This window comes from Streptomyces sp. V4I2 (assembly GCF_030817655.1).
Classification (GTDB): domain Bacteria; phylum Actinomycetota; class Actinomycetes; order Streptomycetales; family Streptomycetaceae; genus Streptomyces; species Streptomyces plumbiresistens.
In genome coordinates, this window is record NZ_JAUSZM010000003.1 from 728,622 (window position 1) to 747,874 (window position 19,253).

Here is a 19,253-nt window from a genome sequence, read left to right on the forward strand (position 1 = left end):
TGCCGGATCACGGCACCTGAAAGGAAACCCCACATGAGCACGGTCATTCTCGTCACCGGTGCCGGACGCGGTCTGGGCACGGACATCGCCCGCGAGGCCCTCGCCGCCGGCCACCAGGTCGTCGCTACCGGCCGCCGCCCCGAAGAGGTCGAGAAGACCCTGGGCGGACCGCAGGACAACCTGCTGGTCACCAAGCTCGACGTCACCAGCCTCGAAGACGCCGAGGCCGCCGCGCAGGCCGCCGTCGACCGCTTCGGCCGCATCGACGTCCTCATCAACAACGCCGGGAACCTCTTCACCGGCTACTTCGAGGAGATCTCACCCGCGCAGATGCGCCGCCAGTTCGAGACCAACCTCTTCGGCCCGATGAACGTCACCCGCGCCGTCCTGCCCATCATGCGCAAGCAGCGCGACGGCCACGTCATCACCATCACCTCGACCGCCGGCCTGGTCGGCATGGAGTTCACCTCCGCCTACGCCGCCTCCAAGTTCGCGGAAGAGGGCTGGATGGAGTCCCTGCGCTACGACGTCGAGCCGTACAACATTCGCACCACCGTCGTGGAGCCCGGCTACTTCCGCACCGAACTCCTCGTGGACGGCTCCACGAATTGGCCCGAGCTGTCCATCGACGACTACGCCCCGCGCACCGCCCCGCGGATCGAAGGCATGAAGAGCATGAACGGCAAGCAGCCCGGTGACCCCGCCAAGCTCGCCCGCGCCCTGCTCACCCTCGCCGGCCAGAACAAGCCCCTGCAGCGCTTCGTCGCCGGGGCGGACGCCATCGAGGCTGCCGAGGCCAAGGCGAGGGAACTCCTCGCCCAGGCCGAAGCCTCCCGCGAACTGGGCGACAGCCTCGCCTACGACGACACCACCGTCTGAGGGGGGCAGCATGCCACTGAAAGGTGAGTACGAGCCGAGCACGGCGCAGTTCGTGCGGGACCAGGTCGCCCTGTACGAAAGCTCCGGCGGTACGCAGGGAACGACGCTGGGTTTCCTGGTCACACGTGAAGAAGACGAGGAACTGGGGGGCGTGCCCGTCGTCATCCTGACCACCCTGGGTGCGAAGAGCGGCAAGATCCGCAAGTCCCCGCTCATTCGGGTGGAGCACGACGGCTCCTATGCCGTGGTCGCCTCCGCGGGAGGAGCCCCCAAGCACCCGGTCTGGTACCACAACGTGGTGGCCGACCCTCGAGTCGAGCTTCAGGACGGGCCGGTGCGCCAGGACATGCTGGCACGAGAGGTGACCGGGGACGAGAAAGCCGCGTGGTGGGCTCGAGCCGTCGAGGCGTTCCCGAGCTACGCCGAGTACCAGAAGAACACGGACCGCGTTATCCCGGTCCTCGTTCTCGAGCCGACAGCCCAGAAGCACTGACGCGCAGGGCGACGTTCCTGCGGCACGCCGCGGCGGAGGACTTCGCGGGCATGGACCTCCTGTACCTCACCTGACGCTCGTCGAGGGGGAGCCGCGCCGCCTGTCGTTCCGCTGATCCGCTGCCGGACGCCCTTACGACTACGAGACATGGCGTCCGCAGCGCCGGAACTCGACAGTCAGGCCGCTCGCGCGCACGCGGATACGCCAACGCGCCACCGACGGCACCGACGGCACCGACCGGAGGGCAGGGTCGACCGGCGGCCACTTCGCCGCCATGGAACAACCCGAACTCCTCGTCGGCAACATCCGTGCCTTCTTCCCCGTTGCGGTGCTGCCGTCGGGGCGTCACGCGGTCCCTCGTACGGCTGGTGAAAGGGCGTCTGCGCCAGGGCGGTGGATGGGTCCGGTGGCGCGGGAGAGGGGCAGGCCGGTGCCGTGGTGGGTGTGGGCGATGATCTCGGCGGCGATGGAGATGGCGGTTTCCTCGGGGGTGTGGGCGCCGAGGTCGAGGCCTATCGGGGAGTTCAGGCGGGCGAGCCGGTCGTCCGGTACACCGGCTTCGCACAGTGCGTCGAGGCGGTGGTCGTGGGTGCGGCGGGAGCCCATGGCGCCGATGTAGCCGACGGGGAGGTCGAGGGCGAGTCGGAGCAGGGGGATGTCGAACTTGGCGTCGTGGGTGAGGACGCAGACCGCGGTGCGGGAATCCACTTCTGCGCGCTCCAGATAGCGGTGCGGCCAGTCGACGACGACCTCGTCGGCGTGCGGGAAGCGGGCTGCGGTCGCGAAGACCGGACGGGCGTCGCAGACGGTGACGCGGTAGCCGAGGAAGCGTCCGACCTCGCTCAGCGCACCGGCGAAGTCGACGGCGCCGAAGATGAGCATCCGGGGGCGGGGCGCGTGGGTGTGGACGAGGACGGACAGTTTCTCGGGGCAGGTGTCGGCGTCGCCGCCGACTTCGGTGCGTCGATGAACGCCTTCTGCAGCGGGTGCAGTTCACCGTCCTCACCTCCGGGGGCGAGACCTTCGATCGTGGTGACCTCGGCGCCCTCCAGACGGACCGCGAGCGTCAGGCACGAGATGACCCGGCGCCCGTCGACCAGCACCGTGCACGCGCCGCAAGCACCGGCGTTGCACCCAAGTGCTCGCGCAGCAGGTCCAGCAACGAGGTCCGGTTGTCGACCGTGACGGTGTGCCGTCTGCCGTTGACGGTCAGCGAGACGTTCCCGCCCGGCGGCGCCTCAGCGGCGGCTGCCTCCTCGGAGCCGAGCAGGGGTGTTCCCGCGATCAGGCCGCCGGTCACGACGGCACCGCCGACAGCGGTGGTCGTCGCGATGAACGCCCGTCGGGACGGTGTCGAGGAGGATTCAGGGGGTTCGGCAGGAGGAGGAACAGCAGACTCGGTGAGTTCAGTGGACATGTCTACGCTTTCGGATCGGCGGAAGGTCGATGGCCTTGAAGGTCGATGGCCTTACTCGTCGGCGTTCCCGGAGGCAGAACCCGTGTCGTCGCAACCCATGTCGTCCGCCGGCGCTCGGCGACCTGGAGAGCTTTCATCACCCCGGCTTCGGATCGACGAGAGCGGCCGCTGTCGGTCTCCCACCGACCGGCCTGCCTGCCCGCCGACATCCGACACCTCCTCCCGCCACCCGCAACGCCAGTGTCCGAAGGCATGGGAGCCAGTCCGGCCCCGCGAGGTCCTGGAGCCGGTGAGGCTGCCGCGAGCCGGAAGAGCGGTCCCTGTCGCCCTGCCCTGAAATCACTTGATGCATTCGGTGCGCGCTGGCAGCGTGGCTCCTCGTGCCCGAAACAGAAACGCCCGAAAGTCGGGACACCGAGCCCTCCGAAAGCGATGCGACGCGGGCATCCACCACCGGCCTCGGGGCCGAACAGCCCCTTCGCTCCCCCGCCTTCAGGTGGTTCTTCGCCGGCCGCGCGATCTCCATGACCGGCAGCGCCATGTCGCCCGTCGCCCTGGCCTTCGGCGTCCTGGAGCTCACCGACAGCGCCACCTGGCTGTCCGCGGTCACCACCGCCTCCTTGGTCCCCATGATCGCCACGATGATCCTCGGAGGCGGCATCGCCGACCGCTACCGTCGCGACACCGTGCTGCGCCTCACCAGTCTGGGTGCCGGCCTCAGCCAGGCCACCGTGGCGATCCTCCTGCTCACCCACCAGAACCCCGCGCTGCTGCTGCCGCTGTCCGCTCTCAACGGCATCTTCCAGGGACTGACCACGCCCGCGCTGCGCGGCATCGTCCCGAACCTGGCGGCGGGGCGCGGCTTCCAGCAGGCCAGCTCGCTGCTGGCCTCCGTCAGGAACACCACCCGGATCCTCGGCCCGACCACCGCCGGCCTGCTGACCGCCTCTGTCGGAGGCGGCTGGGCGATCGCCGCCGACGCCGCGTCCTTCCTGCTGGCGGCCGCCTTCTTCGCCCGGATCTCGCTGCCCGACCTGCCGCCGCGCGCCAAGGGCGGCCCCACGATGCTCGCCGAACTGCGGCAGGGCTGGGCCTACTTCAGCTCCAAGCCGTGGATCTGGACGGTCACGCTGGCCTTCGCCGTCTTCAACTCCGCGAACATGGGCGTCTGGCAGATCCTCGGCCCGGTGATCGCGAACGACACCATCGGCGCGGAGGGCTGGGGCCTGGTGCTGAGCGCACGCGGAATCGGGGCACTGGCGGCCAGTGTGGCGATGGTGAAGCTGACGGTGCGGCGGCCGATGGTGCCGGCCCTGTCCTCGATGGCCCTGGGCGCCGTCCCGCTGATCCTGCTCGGCACCGGCGCGCACACCGTCTGGCTGGCCACAGCGGCGTTCGTGTCGGGAGTGGTCGCCGAGTTCTTCACCGTCGTGTGGGAGACCGTCAATTACACCCACGTCCCCGAGCGGCTGCTCTCCCGGGTCGGTGCCTACGACGAGTGCTTGTCGTTCGCGTCCGTCCCCGTCGGCCAGCTGTCCGCGCCGGTCCTCGCTGCGGCGTTCGGGACGGCGGCGGTCGCCGTCACCGGCGGCGGGGTGGCGGCGTTGGCGATGCTGATGCCGTTGCTCGTGCCGTCGCTTCGGCGGATCGAGGTCAACCGGGACGTCGACTGAACGCCGACGACTGACCGAGCCTCCGCGCCATCACCGCCTGCGCCTGGTGCCGCTGTCGCTCAGTCCCGCGACCGGCGCGCGAGCATGCCGCCGCGTTTCAGCGAGCTGAGGACGAGCGAGACGTCCATGGAGGCCACGTCCCGCAGCCAGGGGGCACGGGTGACGAAGTCGTACAGGGCCGACTCGCTGGGCAGCGCGGCCAGCACCAGGATCTGGTGCTCTCCGGTGACGAAACTGGCGTACCGGACGTGGACGTTGTCCGCCAGCGCCGCCGCCACCGCCTCGGCCCCGGCCGGAACGGTGCGTACCCGGAGCATCGCCTCCACCGGCAGTCCGAGCAGCGCGGGCTCGATCACAGCGCGGATGCGCACCCTGCCCTCCCGCCGCAGCGCGCCCAGGCGCCGCCGCGCGGTGGCTTCCGAGACGCCCGCGACCCGGCCGAGTTCCTCATAGGTGCACCGCCCGTCCTCGGCGAGCGCGTTCAGGAGCAGCCGGTCCGACCGGGAGAGGTCGTGTGCCACGTCGGCGGGCGGCATCACATCCCCGTCCGTCGGCGAGGGTGCGGGCGCCCCGGACGGGCCCTCCAGCGTGGCGATCTCGTCGTCGGTGAGCAGCCCGGAGTGCCACTCGCGGATCGTGCGGATGTGGCGCAGCACCGGCAGTGTGAAGGTCTCCAACATGCCGGGCAGTCCCGGCAGTTCGTCCATCACCAGGCTCGCCAGCTGGTCCCGGGGGCAGAGCAGCTCCGCGACACAGTCCGGGGAGCCGGTCAGCACATGGGTGAAAACACAGTCGGGCCGGCGGGCCAGCGCGCTCGCGACCATCCGCGCCTGCCCCGGGGCGCAGCGCACACCGACCACAGTGCTGCGGCCGTGCAGCGCCATGGCGCCGATCCGCACCAGCCCGGAGTCCAGCAAGCGGGTTCCCCGGCGGACGACTGTGCGTTCGGCCTCGCCGAGCGCCGCCGCGATGCGGTGCCACGAGGCCCTGCCGTCGATCTGCAGTGCGCTGATGATGCGGCGATCCAGCGAATCCGCCACAGGACCGGGCTGCTGTGCGTTCATCGCACCAAGTTTATGGCCGATTCCGTCATCTCGGCCGAGATTCTTGTTCCCTTCCGTCAGGGTGCCCGAACCTGCACGACATGAGCCGCACGAACCGATGACTCCCCGCTCTCATCACCACGTACGGAGATGGTCGACGTGACCACGACGCAAGGAACTCCCCTTCGGCAACAAGCGGTCGAGCCCGCCCAGGCCCCCACCACGAGGCGCGGCCGACTGGCTCTGCTGGGCCCCGGCCTGGTCCTGGCGGCCGCGAGCGTGGGCGCCGGCGACATGGTGACGTCCCTGGCGGGCGCCTCCGGATACGGGATGGCGCTGCTGTGGGCGATCCTCATCGGCGTCGTCCTGAAATTCGTCCTCACCGAGGCGGTGGGACGGCTTTACATGGCGACCGGCCAGACCGTGATCGCCAGCCTGCGCTCGGTCGGACGCTGGCTTCCTCCGGCGTTCTTCCTCTTCGTCCTGGTCATCGGACTGCTGTACGGAGCCGCCCTGAGCTCGGTGGCCTCGCTGGCCCTGTCCACGCTGTTCCCCGCGCTCCCCGCGCGGCCGCTGGGCATCGCGATCGCGTTGGCGTCCGCCGCGCTCGTGTACGTCGGCCGGTACGCGCTCTTCGAGCGGGTGATGAGTGTCTTCATTCTCGTCAAGTTCCTCGGCATGGTCGTCCTGGCGGTGGCCATGCTCGCCACCGTCGACGACCTGCCGGGCCTCGTCTCCACGATGCGCCCGAGGCTCCCGGAGGGGGACGTCGTGACGGTGCTCGCCCTCATCGGCGGTGTGGGCGGCACGGCCGGGATCGCCTCGTACAGCTACTGGGTACGGGAGAAGCGCTGGCAGCACCGGAGCTGGCTGCCCGTCATGCGGGCGGACTCGGCGGTCAGTTACGCCGTGACCTTCCTCTTCGTGCTCTGCACCACCGTCGTGGGGACGGGCCTGCTCTACGGCACCGGCAACACCATCAGCGGCAACGACGGGCTGGCCGCACTCGCCGACCCGCTCGGCGCGGACCTCGGGTCGGCGGCCCGCGTCCTGTTCCTGCTGACCTTCTTCTTCGTGACGCTCAGCGCCCTCGTCGGCGGGTTCAACGCCCTGTGCTATCTGCTGGCGGACTCGCTGCGGACGATGCGCGGCATTCCGGAGACCGACGCCGAGCCCCACATGGCGCAGAACAGCCGGCCCTTCCGCGCCTTCGTGGTCTATTGCGCGGCCGCGTCGATCGCCGTCACGTTCATGGGGAAGCCGGTCGCCCTGGTGCTGACCTACGCCGCCTTCGGGTCCCTGATCCTGCCGCTGCTGTCCGGGGCGCTGCTGGTGCTGCTCAACCGCCGGGGCATCGAGCCGCTCTACCGCAACAAGATCATGTCGAATGTGCTGCTGTCCGGCGCCTTCCTCCTCTTCGGGGTGCTGGCCGTCGTACAGGTCAAGGAAACGTTCTGAGAGGCGTGAAGCCCGCAGTGAACCCCATGGATGAACTCTGCTTCCGGAGTGCCACCGATCTCGCCGCCGCGATCCGGCGCCGCGAGGTGTCCGCCCGGGAGGTCGTCACCGCCCACCTGGAACACATCGAACGCGTCAATCCGGCGGTGAACGCCATCGTCACCCTGGTCGCCGATCAGGCGCTGGAAGAGGCTGCCAAGGCCGACGCGCGGCTGGTGTCGGGTGCGGAGGTGGGCCCGCTGCACGGTCTGCCGGTCGCGCACAAGGACCTGCACGACACCGCGGGCATCCGGACGACGTACGGTTCGCCGGTCTTCGCCGACCGGATTCCCGACCGGGACCACCTGGTCGTCGAGCGCCTCAAGAACGCCGGGGCCATCACCCTCGGCAAGACCAACGTCCCCGAACTCGGCATGGGTTCGCACACCGTCAACAAGGTGTTCGGGCCCACCCGCAATCCGTACGACCTCTCCCGCAGCGCGGGCGGCAGCAGCGGCGGTGCGGGGGCCGCGCTCGCCTGCGGAATGCTGCCGATCGCCGACGGCAGTGACACGGGAGGGTCGCTGCGCAATCCCGCCTCCTTCAACAACGTCGTGGGGCTGCGCCCCTCCCCCGGGCGGGTTCCGTCCTGGCCCGACAAGGCGCCGTGGGCACAGCTGTCGGTGAAGGGGCCGATGGCCAGGACCGTGCCGGACGTGGCACTGCTCCTGTCCGCGCTCGCGGGCCCCGACCCGCGCAGCCCGCTCGCCCTGGAGACGCCGGGTTCCGCCTTCATGGGACCCCTGGATGGCGAGGTGCGCGGCCTGCGCGTGGCCTGGTCGCCCGACCTCGGCGGGACCGTGCCCGTCGACGCCGAGGTGCGGGACGCACTCGAGCCGGCGGTCGAGGCGTTCGCCTCCCTGGGCTGCGAGATCGAGGAGGCCTGCCCTGATCTGTCCGGGGCCGACGAGGTCTTCCTCGTCCAGCGCGCCTGGCAGATGGAACTCGCCTACGGCCCCCTGCTCGACGAACACCGCAACCGGATGGCCCCGGACGTGGTGTGGAACATCGAGGAGGGGCGAGGGCTCACGGGCCCGGACCTCAGCCGGGCGCAGCTGCTGCAGGCCGCCCTCTTCCACCGCGTCCGGGAGTTCTTCGAGACGTACGACCTTCTGCTGCTGCCGGTCAGCCAGGTCGCCCCGTTCGACATCCGGCTCCCCTACCCCGCCTCCGTGGACGGCACGGCGATGGAGACCTACTTGGACTGGATGCGCTCGGCCTACCTGATCTCCGTCACCGGTTGTCCCGCGCTGTCGGTGCCGGCCGGTTTCACCCCCGAGGGTCTGCCCGTCGGGCTTCAGGTGGTCGGCCCGCACCGACAGGACCGGGCGGTGCTGCAAGCCGGATACGCCATCGAGCAGGCGCTGCGGACCGGCGAGCGCAGGCCGCCCGTCGCCCTCAAGGACAGGAGCACCGTATGACCCCGCGCAAGACCGTCGTGCCTCCGCGCACCGCCCTCGTGATCGGCGCCGGCATGACCGGCCTGGCCACCGCCTGGTTCCTCCAGGAAGCCGGCGTCGAGGTCACCGTCGTCGACCGCCGGCAGGTCGCGGCCGGCGCGTCCTGGGGGAACGCCGGCTGGCTCTCGCCCGCCCTCGCCGTACCGCTGCCCGAGCCGGGCGCCCTGCGGCTGGGGCTGCGCACCCTGCTCTCGTCGGCCTCGCCCCTCTACATCCCGCCCCGCGCGGACCCGCGGCTGGCCCGGTTCCTGCTGTCGTTCAGCCGCAACTGCACTCCTCGGCGCTGGCAGGTCGCGATGAGCGCCCTCGCCCCGCTGAACCGGCAGGCGCTGGCCGCGTACGACGAACTCGCCCGAGGCGGCGTCGCCGAACCGACCCGGGCGAGCGACCCGTGCCTCATCGCCTTCACCACCGAGGCCGCCCGCCAGCCGTTCGTTCATGAGCTGGAGGCGGTGCGCGCGGCAGGCCAGTGCGTCGACTACGACCTGCTCTCCGGCGCCGAGGCCCGCGACCAAGAGCCGGCGCTGTCGGAACGGACGGGCGCCGCCGTACGGCTGCACGGCCAGCGTTTCCTGAACCCGGGGGCCTATGTGGCGGCGCTCGCCGACGCGGTGCGCGAGCGGGGCGGCAAGGTCGTCGAGGGTCTGCGTGTCACCCGGGTACAGGATCACGGGAGCGAAGTCGCCGTGCTGGGCTCCGACGGCACGGATTTGCGCGCCGACGTGGCCGTCCTGGCCAACGGAGCATGGCTGAACCGGCTGGCGGCACCCTTCGGCGTCCGCGCCGCCGTCCAGTCCGGCCGCGGCTACAGCTTCACCCTGCCCGCCGGGGGACTGCCCACGGGGCCCACGTACTTCGCCGCCCAGCGCGTGGTCTGCACACCGCTGGGCGCCGATCGGGTACGGGTCGCCGGAATGATGGAGTTCACCGCCCCCGACCGGCCCGCGGACCCCCGCCGCGTCCAGGCCGTCATCGACGCGGCCCGCCCCATGCTGCCCGGCGCCGACTTCAGCCGCCGTAGCGACGAATGGGCGGGCCCACGCCCCTGCACCGCGGACGGGCTGCCCCTCGTAGGCCCGACCCGCTCACCGCGCGTCCACGTCTGCGGCGGCCACGGGATGTGGGGCATCGCCCTGGGCCCGCTGAGCGGCAAGCTCCTGGCCGAGTCGATCGTGACCGGGCGGAGCGCCGCCGAGCTCACTCCTCTGCATCCGCTGCGCTGACCGCTGGACGGGGCTCCAGTGCCCCGACAGGCAACGCTCGCCCCGTCACGACGCCCGGCACGCTCCCCCACTGCCTCAAGGGCGTGGGCGGTGCCCCCACTCGCCGCACCGGACGCCGCTCCTTGACGGGCGAACGTTGCCTGCAGCGGCCCTAGTGTGACGCGCCGGAAATCCTGAGGGTTAGTTCTGCTCTGTTTTCTGGCCGGTGGTTCCGACCTTGGTGAGGTAGTCGGCGAGGGAGTTGAGGATCTCGTCGGCGGTCTTGGTCCAGGTGAAGGGCCGCGGGTTCTCGTTCCAGGTGTCGATCCATGCAGTGATGTCGTCCTCCAGCGCCTTCACGGAGGTGTGGACGCCGCGGCGGATGAGCTTGTCGGTGAGCAGGCCGAACCACCGCTCGACCTGGTTCATCCAGGAGGAGCCGGTGGGGGTGAAATGGACGTGGAAGCGTGGGTGCTTACCGAGCCACGTCCTGATCTCGGCGGTGTTGTGGGTGGCGTAGATGCCCCTATGTTTCGTCAAGTTGCGGGAGAGGGATTTGGGGTGACCGTCTTCGGCTGGATCTGGTGGTAGATCTCGCGGGCGACGTAGCGCTTGAGGCAGCGGATGATCTCACGCTTCGACATGCCCTGTTTGGTGCGTCGCTCCAGGTAGGAGCGGGTGCGCTCGTCCCAGCGGATGCGGGTCATGACAATGCGGTAGAGGGCGGCGTTGGCCTGCCGGTTGCCCCCGCGGTTTAGCCGTCGGCGCTGGGTCTTGCCGGAGGACTGTTCGACCGGGCTGACGCCGCACAGAGCGGCGAATGACGCCTCGGTGGCGATCCGGTCGGGGTTGTCGCCGGCGGCGACGAGGAGGGCTGCGGCGCTGTCCGGCCCGATGCCGACGATCTCCAGCAGCTGCGGGCGGTGTGCGCGGACGGCCCGGGTGACTCGGCGGGCGAGATCCTTAACCTCGCAGGTCAAGTGCTGGATGCGGCGGGCCAGGAGCCGGAGGGTGAAGGCGGCCGCGTCGTTGCTGTCGGCAAGGCCGTCCGCGCACCGCGCGATCAGCGCCGGGTTCCTGAGTCCGGACAAGGACTCGCGCAGTACGGGGTCGACGCCCAGGAGTACGGCTTTGAGCTGGTTCATCGCCTGGGTGCGGGCCTTGACGGCCGATTCCTTGGCCAGTCTGAGGACGCGCAGGTCCGCGGCCGGGCCTTCACCCGTCTTCGGCGTGGTGGTGGCGCGTCCGGACAAAACGGCACGGGCAGCGGCGTCCGCGTCGACGGCGTCGGTCTTGCCCCGCTTGCGCCGGGTGGCACGATCAGGCTGGTTGACCTCGATGACCTGGATGTTCTCCTGCCGCAGGAAGCGCGCCAGGGCGGCTCCGTAGGATCCGGTGCACTCCACTCCGGCACGGTGCAGGATGCCGAAGGAGCGGGCCCAGGCGAGGAGTTGGCGGTATCCGGCAGCGGTGGTCGGGAACTCCTGGTGAGCCAGCAGTGCGCCGAGCACGGTGATCACTGCGGCGACGTGCACGTCCTTGTGGGTGTCGACCCCGAGGATCACGTCCTCCGCGGGCTGTGCTGCCCGCTGTGCGGGCAGGGTCGGCTGGGGCATGCTGGTGACGGTCACGCGGCTCCTTCATCGGCTGGGGCTGATGGCCGACGCCGGGCCGGGTGGGCGGTCAGAACTGTGATGGTGCCTTGTAGGGCAAGGCCCCTATCGGGACACGCCCGCCGGTCCGGCGGCAGCAAGCATCGCCGGGGGGCCGGAACCGACAGATCTACTCCAAGGCAGCTGAGGCCAGTTGTCGCACGGGTCAGGCTCCGGCCCCCGGCGGCACCCCACGAGTCTCACAGTTGTCGCAGACGAGGTGGACGTCGAGGCCGGCGGGCACCGCCTTGTCGATCCGGATCAGGAACTTCTTGAACTCGATCGCCCGGTGGCGGCGGTGCAGTGCCGATATGACGGTGCCGTCGGCGATGTTGAAGGCGGCGAACAGGCTGGTGATGCCGTGCCTCAGGTAGTCGTGGGTACGGCGTTCGGGCATGCCCGGCATCATCGGCAGGACCGGCTGTGAGCGGTCCAGCGCCTGGATCTGGCTCTTCTCGTCCACGCAGAGCACAACCGCCTTCTCGGGCGGGTGGTGGTACAGGCCGACCACGTCGACGACCTTGGCGACGAACTGCGGATCCGTGGACAGCTTGAAGGAGTCCTGCAGGTGGGGCTTGAGGCCGAACCGCTTCCAGATCCGCCCGATCGTCGACTTCGACAGGCCGGTGCGCTGGGCCATCGAGGCCCGTGACCAGTGCGTGTCCTGGCCCGGGACCGACTCCAGGGTGGCCACGACGACCTCCTCGACCTGGTCGAGGAGGATCGACGGCGGCCGGCCCGAGCGTGGCTCGTCCTGCAGACCATCGAGGCGTTTCGCGATGAACCGGGCCCGCCAGCGGTCCACGGTCGACCTGTCGATGCCGAGGTCGGCCGCGGCCTGCTGGTTCGTCCCGCCCTCCGCGCAGCGCAGCACGATCTTGGCCCGCAACGCGAGGAACTGAGCGGTCTTCGCCTGCCGCGCCCACTGCTGCAGCTGCCTGCGCTCAGCATCGTCGAGGATCAGGTCGGCCTTCGGCCGGCCGATCCAGCCGGCGTCCTCAAGCCCAGCCATCCGCTCTGCGGCGAAAGCCCGACGCCACTTGCCGACCGTCTTGGCCTGGACACCGACGAGCCGTGCGACACCCGCGTTTGACATGCCGTCAGCGCACGCCAGGATGATGCGGGCCTTCTCGGCCGAGCGCCGGTGCGGCATCAGCGTCCGGCGCACCAACTCGGCACGCTCGGCCTCGGACAACGTGATCTCTGCAGCAGAAGGCCCCGAATGCGACATGACGACAGGGTACTTACTAACCCTCAGGATTTCCGGCGCAGCACACTAGTGCTGAATTCCGCTTTCGGTGGGTAGAGCTGCTGGTAGCGGGGTGGTTGCGGGTACTCGGGGGCGGGTGCTGGACGATGGTGTTACGGGTACGGCCGGGCCGTGACGAGGGCGAGCAAGCGGTGGTCCACCGTCTGGCGGCTGCCAGGAAGGCGCCGAAGGTTCTGGTGGAGCGGTGCCGGATGGTGGAGCTGAGCTGGGACGGCTGGCTGGTCCCGCAGATCGCCGACGAGCTGAGGTGCAGTCAGAAGACGGTGCGCCGCTGGCTGCACCGGTTCAACCGCTTGGGGCTTGAGGGCCTGGAAGATCTGGGCGGGCAGGGCCGCAAGCGAAGGATCACCGAGGCCGAACGCTCCCGGATCATCGCGATGGTCAAGCAGACCCCGCCCGGTCGGCTTGAGGTGCAGCCGTCGAACGAGATGTGGGCCGCGGACGAGTCGGGACCCTCGGAATGGACCTTGGACGCACTGGCTGCCGCGGCCCGGGACCTGGGAATCGAGGTAAGCCGCTCCCAGGTGCGCCGCATCCTGCTGGCCGAGGGCGTGCGCTGGCGGCGCACACGCTCGTGGACGCGCCCGAGAGATGCAGACTTCGAGGGAAAAGGACGCGGATCGTCGAGCTCTACACCAGCCCGCCCGCCGGTGCGACGGTCGTCTGCGCCGACGAGCTCGGCCCGGTGATCCCACGCGCCTTCCCGCCGGCACCGGGCTGGTCACCGGACGGACACCGCATCAAGAACGAGATCGACTACTCCCGCGGACCGGAGAAAACCTGGGTCTACGGCGCCTTACGCGTCCGCGACGGCCAGGAGCTCACGATGACCGCCACCTCCCGCAACAGCGCCTTCTACCAGCAGTTCCTTCAGCTGGTCGAGGACGCCAACCCCGTCGGGGACATCTATGTGATCACCGACAATCTGTCCTCGCACAACAGCGTGTCCACCCGAACCTGGCTCGAGGACCACCCCCGCATCAGGCACGTGTTCATCCCGGTCGGCGCCTGCTGGCTGAACCTCCAAGAGGGCTGGTGGCGCATCTTCCGCAAGACCGCCCTGGCCGGACGCTCCTTCGGCGACCGCGACCACATCACCCACGCCACCGAAGTGGCCACAGCCCAGCTCAACGCCCGCGCCCGACCCTGGATCTGGGGCAGACCCGCACCGCCCACACGGCGCTTACGCCGCCGATATGTGTACGTCCTTTGAGGAACGAAGCACTAGTTCTAGAAACAGCTGGATAGGTCTGTAGAAGCAGTGGACGTTCGGCGGCCTGAGGGCTCGGCCGGCATCTCAGACGGTGCGGTGCATGCCGATCGAGGCGGGCATGGTCGGTGTGAAGCCGAACTTCTCGTACAGGAAGCGGGCATCACCGTCCGCGATCAGTGACACATACGCACCGGCCGGTGCTCGATGCTCCAGTTCTTGCATCAGCTCGGCCATGATCCGCTTGCCCAGGCCTCGGCCTTGGTGCTCGGGCGCGACGCAGATGTCGACGATTTGGAAGAAGCAGCCTCCGTCGCCGATGACACGTCCCATCCCGACCGGCTCGTCCCCGCAGAGCACGGTCACGCCCTGCCACGTGTTCGGCAGCCCGGCCCGAGCCGCCTCAGCCGTCTTGGCGCTCAGGCCGGACACGGACCGGAGTCGGAGATACGTCTCCACGGAAGGCGTCATCGCACGCACCACGTAAGGACTGATATCAGCTTTCACCTGCTACAGATTAGAGATGGAGGCAGGTGGAGGCAATGCCCGTGGAGATCGCGGGGCGTTGAAGCGGCGCAGGCGCCCGAGCCAGGACGTGCGTGCCACCCTTCACGCGCGCGGGGTGTAGGCCGCCAGGACGATCTGCGTGACGAAGCGCGGGGCGTCCTCCGGATCCAGCGTTCCGTTCGCCACGTCTGCCGCCGCACCCTTGAGGACGTGATGGAGGGCGCTCGCCAACCAGCTCGCGGGGAGGTCGCCCCGGAAGACGCCTTCCGCCTGGCCGCGCGTGATCAGGTCACGGACACGCTGCTCGGGCCTGGCGTGCAGGGCGTGAATCCGTCCGGGGGGCAGCACCGTCTGCGCCGCTTCGAGGACGGCGCTCGCCTGCGCGATCAGGAGCCAGCTCGACCTGATGAGGGTGTCCAGCGCGGTGCGCGGATCACCCGTGAGGTCGAGGTCCTCCAACACCTCGTCACCTTGGGCGAGCAGGCGGGTCAGCGCCGCCTCGATCAGGCTGTCCCGGGACGGGAAGTGGCCGTAGAGGGTGACCCGGCCGACCCCTGCGGCGTGTGCGATCTGGACCACGCTCGCGTCTGAACTGCGGCTGAGGCAGTCGATGGCCGCGTCGACGATCTTCTCCACGTTCTGCCGGGCGTCGGCCCTGCGGGTGGCTCCGGGCACTGAGCGAGACATGCAACCCCTAACTCAAACAGTGGTGTACGGGTTAGAGTAGCGCCTATAACTCGAACACTGGTGTTTGACTTACCGTGAAGGGGTCTCCGTCATGACCGAACCGATGGCCTCCACCAGTCGCAGCGACGGTCCCGACCCGCGCCGTTGGAAGATCCTGGGACTCGTGGGCGTCGCGCAGCTGATGCTGATCCTGGATGTCACCGTGGTCGCCATCGCGCTGCCCCACCTGGGCGCCGACCTCGGCCTGGAGCGCGAGGCGCTCACCTGGGTCGTGAGCGGCTACACCCTCGCGTTCGGCGGCCTGCTCCTGCTCGGAGGCCGCGCCGCCGACCTGTTCGGGGCCCGGCGCCTGGTCCTGGTGGCTCTGCTGCTGTTCGCCGGCGCCTCGCTGCTGGCGGGCCTGGCCACTTCCGGCCCCCTGCTGCTCGGGGGACGCGTGGTGCAGGGACTTGCGGCGGCCATGCTGTCCCCGGCGGCCCTGTCGCTGATCGTCACGCTCTTCGACGGCGAGGAGCGGAACAAGGCGCTGGGAATCTGGTCGTCACTGGGCGGCACCGGAGCGGCGTTGGGCGTGCTCCTGGGAGGGCTGCTCACCGCGGGCCCCGGGTGGCCGTGGGTGTTCTTCCTCAACGTCCCCGTGGGCGTGGTGGTCTTCGTCGTCCTGCGCACACAGCTCCCGCCGCAACCGCGCGCGGCGACGCGGGGCCGGCTCGACGTGGTGGGCGCGGTGCTGGTGACCGCCGCCACGGGCACCCTGACCTACGCCCTGATCAGGGCCGGCGACAAGGGATGGCTGACGATGGCGACAGCCGGTCTCGTCGCCGCGGCGGCGCTCCTCTACGCAGCCTTCGTCGTCCGTCAGCACCGGGCGGCGTCTCCGCTGATGGACGTCAGGCTTCTGGTCCGCCGGCCGGTCGCGACGGGAACGCTGCTGATCCTCGTGGCCACCGCTTTGATGATCATGGTGTTCTTCCTCGGTACGTTCTCCCTGCAGGACCACCGTGGACACGGGGCGCTCGCCACCGGTCTGCTCTTCCTGCCCGTCGCGCTGGCGACGATGGCCGGGGCGACCGCGGCGGGCCGCGTGATCGGGAGCACCGGGCCCCGGACGCTGGGGGTGTCCGGTCTTCTCGTCGCCGCCGCCGGCATGTCGATCCCCGCGCTCTGGGACAGCACGCCCGCTCTGGTGACCGGCATCGCGGTGGCTGCCGCCGGCACCGGAGTGCTCTTCGTCGTCGCTTCCGCCACCGCGCTCGGGCAGATCGAACCGCACGAGGCCGGCCTCGCTTCCGGAATCGTGAGCACCTTCCACGAGTTCGGCGCCTCGCTGGGCGCCGCCGTCGTCTCCAGCATGGCCGCGGCGAGCATCGCCGGAAACGAAAGCGACGGCTTCTCACGCGGATTCACCACCGGCGCCGTCGTGGCCGCCGCCGCAGCGGTCCTGGCACTGATACTGACGCCCGGTCGCGGTCCCCGTGAGCTCGCCCAACAGCCCGACCCGGCGTGAGGGCACGGTTGAGCAGACGGCCGTGACAGCCGGCGAGGCGTTCGAGGAACTCAACTGCCGTCTGGTGGTGGACGCCTCGCCCTGTCTGCGTCTTCGTCCACTCCACCAACCACCGCTCCATCAGGTGCCCAGTCCTGAGGAACGGTTCATGACGGCCGCCCGCCGAACTGCCGGGCGTGTACCTCGGCATCGGCGTATCGGTCCGCGCTCAGGACGGCGCGTGCCGTGTCCGGGTCCGAGACCCGGACCAGCACCGCCGTACCAAGTCAGGTGGTGCCGACGTCGCCCCGAGCCGAGGCCCAGCACGAGGCACCGGTAGCCACCGGTCGCGCCACCGGGAACGAGCGGGCGGCAGCAGGATCTGGCAGGTCGACGATGTGCACGCTGCCGGTGGGCGTTTCACCGTCGCCGGTGAAGGTCGGACCGCGGGCGATCATCTCCGTCGTGTGCTGTCGTTGCCCAGGACGGGCGCCAGACGGTCTCGGGGAGCGGTGCCAGGCTTCCCAAGTGGTTGATGACTGCCCGGAGTCCTGGGTGTGGATTCGCTCGGGGGAGGATGAGAAAGAGCGGGTACGCGAGCGTCGGATTCACGATCGGGATGCGCCGCAGGTCGTGGTTCGTCGGCCAGATGTACCGGTCGCGCGAGCCCACGAGGGTTGCCACGTCCGCGGAGTCCGCGAGGATGTCGAGGAGTACCTCGTCGCCGAAGTGCGGACCCGCGGCGTCGATGCGTAGGTCGAAGTCGGTGGCAAGCTGATCGTAGAACTCTGCCCATTCGCTTCGCGGCGCGATACCCGGCACCCAGATCCGGTGCCGGCGCAGCTGGGACGGTGTGAGTGTTCGTGCGGAGGCGAGCGGGTGCCTCGGGCCGACGAGGAGTTCCAGCGGTGAGTCGAAGGCGTGGATCATCTGTACGTCGCGCGGCAGTGTGGCCGGGTCGGTGACCGAGCGGAACGAGGCGTCGATATCGCCTGCTTGGACGGCGGTGACCACCAAGCGCGGGTCGTTGACCCTGAGGGTCACCACGTCGAGGTCGGTCTCGGGATGCGACCGCCAGTAGTCGTGCAGGACGACGGCCTGCGCGGATCGCAGGCCGAGAACGTCGATCCGGAGCGCCCGCGAGCCCGGCCTGATCGCGGTGATGGCGCGATCGACACCCGTGACGATGTCCCGGGCGTGCGGCAGGAGAGCCTGGCCGTCGAGTGTCAGCTCGACCCCTCGGGCGGTTCGGGTGAACAACCGGACGTCGAGTTCGCGCTCGAGAGCGGCGATCCGCTTCGACACGGCCTGTTGCGTTACGCCGAGCTCGTCGGCCGCGTGCTGCAGCTGTCCGAGCTCGGCCGCGCGGACGAACGATCGCACCGCCTCGGTATCCATTGATCGAGCATAAGCGTGCCCAACCGATGGTTGTGGCTCGCCCGGGAGTCGGTTGTTTGATCCCGCGACGCAGCGGCCGGTGTGATGCGCAGACCCGAACATCGGTTGTCGCGAGGGAGTCGCATGCGCGTACAGTTGGGGCGCAGTTTTGATTGGCTGTGGTCGGCCTACGCGGTCAGTACATACGGGACATGGATTGCCTTCGGCGCGTTCCCGTTGATCGCGGTTCGAGTGCTGCACTCGTCGGCACTCGCCGTGTCGGTCCTGGAGGCGGCCGGGCTTGCCGTCGCGTCGCTGGTTGCGTTGTCGCTGGGGCCGTGGGTCGAGCACCGGGCCAAGCGTCCGGTGATGATCGCGATGGACCTGATCCGGTTCGTCGCGACGGCAAGCGTCCCGATCGCGTACGTCCTCGGCCTGCTCTCGTACGGCCAACTGCTGGTCGTATCGGTCATCTCCGGGACCGCGAGCATCGCCTTCACCGCCGCGTCCGGCGCGTATCTCAAGTATCTCGTCCGTGGCGATCACCTCCTCGTGGCGAACGGGAGATTCGAGGGCACGAGCTGGGTGGCGACCGCGGCGGGCCCGCCCCTCGGTGGTGCCCTCATCGGGTTGCTCGGCCCGGTCGTCACTGTCCTGGCCGACGCCCTCAGCTACCTGCTGTCCGCGCTCGGGGTCCTCCGCATCCGCGGAGGCGACGTCGCGGTACCCCGCGACCGGGCCAAAAGGTTGCGCGGAGCCGACCTGCTTGGCGGCTGGCGGTTCATCCTCCGCGACCGGGCACTGAGGCGCCTGTTCCTCAACTCGATCCTGGTCAGTGGCCTCATCATGGCCACCGTCCCGCTCCTGTCCGTCCTCCTGCTGGGCCAGTACCACTTCCCGGCCTGGCAATACGGTCTTGCCTTCGGTATCCCGGCACTCGGCGGCTTCGTGGGCGCCCGCCTCTCCGCGCGCCTCGTGACCCGCTACGGCCGGCACCGGGTCATGATCGTCTCCGGCTGGCTGCGATCGCTCTTCCCGCTGGGTCTCGCGTTCGTCCGTCCCGGCATCCCCGGACTGCTCACCGTGATCATCGTCGAGGGCCTGCTGATCACCTGCATGGGCATCTTCAACCCGATCTACGCAACAGAACGCCTGCAACGGACTCCCGTGAACCACACCGCCCAAGTCCTCAGTACATGGAGTGCCGTCAGCAAACTCCTGCAGGCTGCCCTGATGGTGATCTGGGGCATTCTCGCCACCCTCACCAGCCCGCTCGCCGCGATCACCATGTCCGGCGTCCTCCTGCTGGCCACCCCGCTCCTGCTGCCCAGACGGATACATCTGTCCGCCCCTGAGCCCGCCTCGTCGGCCGAAGACGTCCGGGTCGCATGACTCACGGC

Annotated in this window: 15 protein-coding genes and 5 pseudogenes; 10 read left to right on the forward strand and 10 right to left on the reverse strand. The window is 69.8% G+C overall.

The features are described 5' to 3' along the window. Positions 1-33 precede the first annotated feature (33 nt). Both QFZ76_RS04170 and QFZ76_RS04175 read left to right on the forward strand, forming a co-directional pair. Entirely contained in the window at positions 34-879 is an 846-nt protein-coding gene (locus tag QFZ76_RS04170; RefSeq protein ID WP_307672405.1) for an SDR family oxidoreductase, read from the forward strand. Positions 880-889: 10 nt separating this feature from the next. Continuing rightward, entirely contained in the window at positions 890-1,372 is a 483-nt protein-coding gene (locus tag QFZ76_RS04175; RefSeq protein ID WP_307672406.1) for a nitroreductase family deazaflavin-dependent oxidoreductase, read from the forward strand. Between the two features lie 345 nt (positions 1,373-1,717). Here the strand turns inward: QFZ76_RS04175 and QFZ76_RS04180 are convergent. Next, positions 1,718-2,335, reverse strand: a pseudogene (locus tag QFZ76_RS04180) (XdhC family protein); the annotation flags it as partial. Then, positions 2,335-2,789: pseudogene (locus QFZ76_RS04185) on the reverse strand ((2Fe-2S)-binding protein); the annotation flags it as partial. The pseudogenes QFZ76_RS04180 and QFZ76_RS04185, both read right to left, overlap by 1 nt. Before the next feature lie 380 nt (positions 2,790-3,169). On the opposite strand from QFZ76_RS04185, the gene QFZ76_RS04190 reads away from it, so the two are divergent. Further along, a complete protein-coding gene (locus QFZ76_RS04190; RefSeq protein WP_307672407.1) occupies positions 3,170-4,462 on the forward strand; it encodes an MFS transporter in 1,293 nt (430 codons plus the stop codon). 59 nt (positions 4,463-4,521) lie between these two features. Here the strand turns inward: QFZ76_RS04190 and QFZ76_RS04195 are convergent, their stop codons facing one another. Beyond that, positions 4,522-5,526 (reverse strand): Lrp/AsnC family transcriptional regulator, encoded by a 1,005-nt coding sequence (locus tag QFZ76_RS04195; protein WP_307672408.1) that lies wholly within the window; start codon positions 5,524-5,526, stop codon positions 4,522-4,524. Between the two features lie 129 nt (positions 5,527-5,655). Here QFZ76_RS04195 and QFZ76_RS04200 point away from each other — a divergent pair, with 129 nt between their 5' ends. The 3 genes from QFZ76_RS04200 to QFZ76_RS04210 are packed head-to-tail and all read left to right on the forward strand — an operon-like array spanning position 5,656 to position 9,685. Next, a complete protein-coding gene (locus tag QFZ76_RS04200) occupies positions 5,656-6,963 on the forward strand; it encodes an Nramp family divalent metal transporter (RefSeq protein WP_307672409.1) in 1,308 nt (435 codons plus the stop codon). 26 nt (positions 6,964-6,989) lie between these two features. Further along, a complete protein-coding gene (locus QFZ76_RS04205; protein ID WP_307672410.1) occupies positions 6,990-8,423 on the forward strand; it encodes an amidase in 1,434 nt (477 codons plus the stop codon). Next, a complete protein-coding gene (locus QFZ76_RS04210) occupies positions 8,420-9,685 on the forward strand; it encodes an FAD-binding oxidoreductase (protein WP_307672411.1) in 1,266 nt (421 codons plus the stop codon). The genes QFZ76_RS04205 and QFZ76_RS04210 overlap by 4 nt, the downstream gene beginning before the upstream one ends. Positions 9,686-9,865: 180 nt before the next feature. Here QFZ76_RS04210 and QFZ76_RS04215 read toward each other — a convergent pair. From QFZ76_RS04215 to QFZ76_RS04225, 3 genes and pseudogenes are all read right to left on the reverse strand, one after another. After that, positions 9,866-10,183: pseudogene (locus QFZ76_RS04215) on the reverse strand (IS630 family transposase); the annotation flags it as partial. A gap of 17 nt (positions 10,184-10,200) precedes the next feature. Next, positions 10,201-11,295: an IS110 family transposase gene (locus QFZ76_RS04220; RefSeq protein WP_307672412.1), complete on the reverse strand. Its 1,095-nt coding sequence runs from the start codon at positions 11,293-11,295 to the stop codon at positions 10,201-10,203. 217 nt (positions 11,296-11,512) lie between these two features. Next, positions 11,513-12,547, reverse strand: a pseudogene (locus QFZ76_RS04225) (IS630 family transposase); the annotation flags it as partial. A 125-nt stretch (positions 12,548-12,672) separates the two neighbouring features. On the opposite strand from QFZ76_RS04225, the gene QFZ76_RS04230 reads away from it, so the two are divergent. Both QFZ76_RS04230 and QFZ76_RS04235 read left to right on the forward strand, forming a co-directional pair. Continuing rightward, entirely contained in the window at positions 12,673-13,275 is a 603-nt protein-coding gene (locus tag QFZ76_RS04230; protein ID WP_307672413.1) for a helix-turn-helix domain-containing protein, read from the forward strand. Continuing rightward, positions 13,206-13,799 (forward strand): IS630 family transposase, encoded by a 594-nt coding sequence (locus QFZ76_RS04235; RefSeq protein ID WP_307679892.1) that lies wholly within the window; start codon positions 13,206-13,208, stop codon positions 13,797-13,799. Before QFZ76_RS04230 ends, QFZ76_RS04235 begins: the two co-directional genes overlap by 70 nt. 84 nt (positions 13,800-13,883) lie before the next feature. Here the strand turns inward: QFZ76_RS04235 and QFZ76_RS04240 are convergent, their stop codons facing one another. Together QFZ76_RS04240 and QFZ76_RS04245 are read right to left on the reverse strand one after the other, a co-directional pair. Beyond that, positions 13,884-14,267 carry a GNAT family N-acetyltransferase gene (locus QFZ76_RS04240; RefSeq protein WP_307672414.1) on the reverse strand — a complete coding sequence of 128 codons (384 nt, stop codon included), beginning with the start codon at positions 14,265-14,267 and terminating at the stop codon, positions 13,884-13,886. Positions 14,268-14,405: 138 nt separating this feature from the next. Then, positions 14,406-14,990, reverse strand: coding sequence for a TetR/AcrR family transcriptional regulator (locus tag QFZ76_RS04245; RefSeq protein WP_307672415.1), 585 nt, complete (start codon positions 14,988-14,990; stop codon positions 14,406-14,408). 91 nt (positions 14,991-15,081) lie between these two features. On the opposite strand from QFZ76_RS04245, the gene QFZ76_RS04250 reads away from it, so the two are divergent. Next, positions 15,082-16,497, forward strand: coding sequence for an MFS transporter (locus QFZ76_RS04250; RefSeq protein ID WP_307672416.1), 1,416 nt, complete (start codon positions 15,082-15,084; stop codon positions 16,495-16,497). 146 nt (positions 16,498-16,643) lie between these two features. Here QFZ76_RS04250 and QFZ76_RS04255 read toward each other — a convergent pair. After that, positions 16,644-16,949 (reverse strand): annotated as a pseudogene (locus tag QFZ76_RS04255) (hypothetical protein); the annotation flags it as partial. Further along, on the reverse strand, positions 16,897-17,874 hold the full coding sequence (locus QFZ76_RS04260) for a LysR family transcriptional regulator (protein ID WP_307672417.1): 978 nt from the start codon (positions 17,872-17,874) through the stop codon (positions 16,897-16,899). The pseudogene QFZ76_RS04255 and the gene QFZ76_RS04260, both read right to left, overlap by 53 nt. 123 nt (positions 17,875-17,997) lie before the next feature. On the opposite strand from QFZ76_RS04260, the gene QFZ76_RS04265 reads away from it, so the two are divergent. Beyond that, the gene (locus tag QFZ76_RS04265; protein WP_307672418.1) at positions 17,998-19,245 is read left to right on the forward strand and encodes an MFS transporter; all 1,248 of its coding nucleotides are present in this window, start codon (positions 17,998-18,000) and stop codon (positions 19,243-19,245) included. Positions 19,246-19,253 lie beyond the last annotated feature (8 nt).

Bases quoted from the DNA above. Each gene is read 5' to 3' on its own strand.
- QFZ76_RS04200 (WP_307672409.1), top strand. From the start codon at position 5,656: ATGGTCGACGTGACCACGACGCAAGGAACTCCCCTTCGGCAACAAGCG.
- QFZ76_RS04265 (WP_307672418.1), top strand. From the start codon at position 17,998: ATGCGCGTACAGTTGGGGCGCAGTTTTGATTGGCTGTGGTCGGCCTAC.
- QFZ76_RS04245 (WP_307672415.1), bottom strand. From the start codon at position 14,990: ATGTCTCGCTCAGTGCCCGGAGCCACCCGCAGGGCCGACGCCCGGCAG.
- QFZ76_RS04260 (WP_307672417.1), bottom strand. From the start codon at position 17,874: ATGGATACCGAGGCGGTGCGATCGTTCGTCCGCGCGGCCGAGCTCGGA.
- QFZ76_RS04210 (WP_307672411.1), top strand. From the start codon at position 8,420: ATGACCCCGCGCAAGACCGTCGTGCCTCCGCGCACCGCCCTCGTGATC.
- QFZ76_RS04195 (WP_307672408.1), bottom strand. From the start codon at position 5,526: ATGAACGCACAGCAGCCCGGTCCTGTGGCGGATTCGCTGGATCGCCGC.
- QFZ76_RS04170 (WP_307672405.1), top strand. From the start codon at position 34: ATGAGCACGGTCATTCTCGTCACCGGTGCCGGACGCGGTCTGGGCACG.
- QFZ76_RS04175 (WP_307672406.1), top strand. From the start codon at position 890: ATGCCACTGAAAGGTGAGTACGAGCCGAGCACGGCGCAGTTCGTGCGG.
- QFZ76_RS04230 (WP_307672413.1), top strand. From the start codon at position 12,673: ATGGTGTTACGGGTACGGCCGGGCCGTGACGAGGGCGAGCAAGCGGTG.
- QFZ76_RS04250 (WP_307672416.1), top strand. From the start codon at position 15,082: ATGACCGAACCGATGGCCTCCACCAGTCGCAGCGACGGTCCCGACCCG.
- QFZ76_RS04240 (WP_307672414.1), bottom strand. From the start codon at position 14,267: ATGACGCCTTCCGTGGAGACGTATCTCCGACTCCGGTCCGTGTCCGGC.
- QFZ76_RS04205 (WP_307672410.1), top strand. From the start codon at position 6,990: ATGGATGAACTCTGCTTCCGGAGTGCCACCGATCTCGCCGCCGCGATC.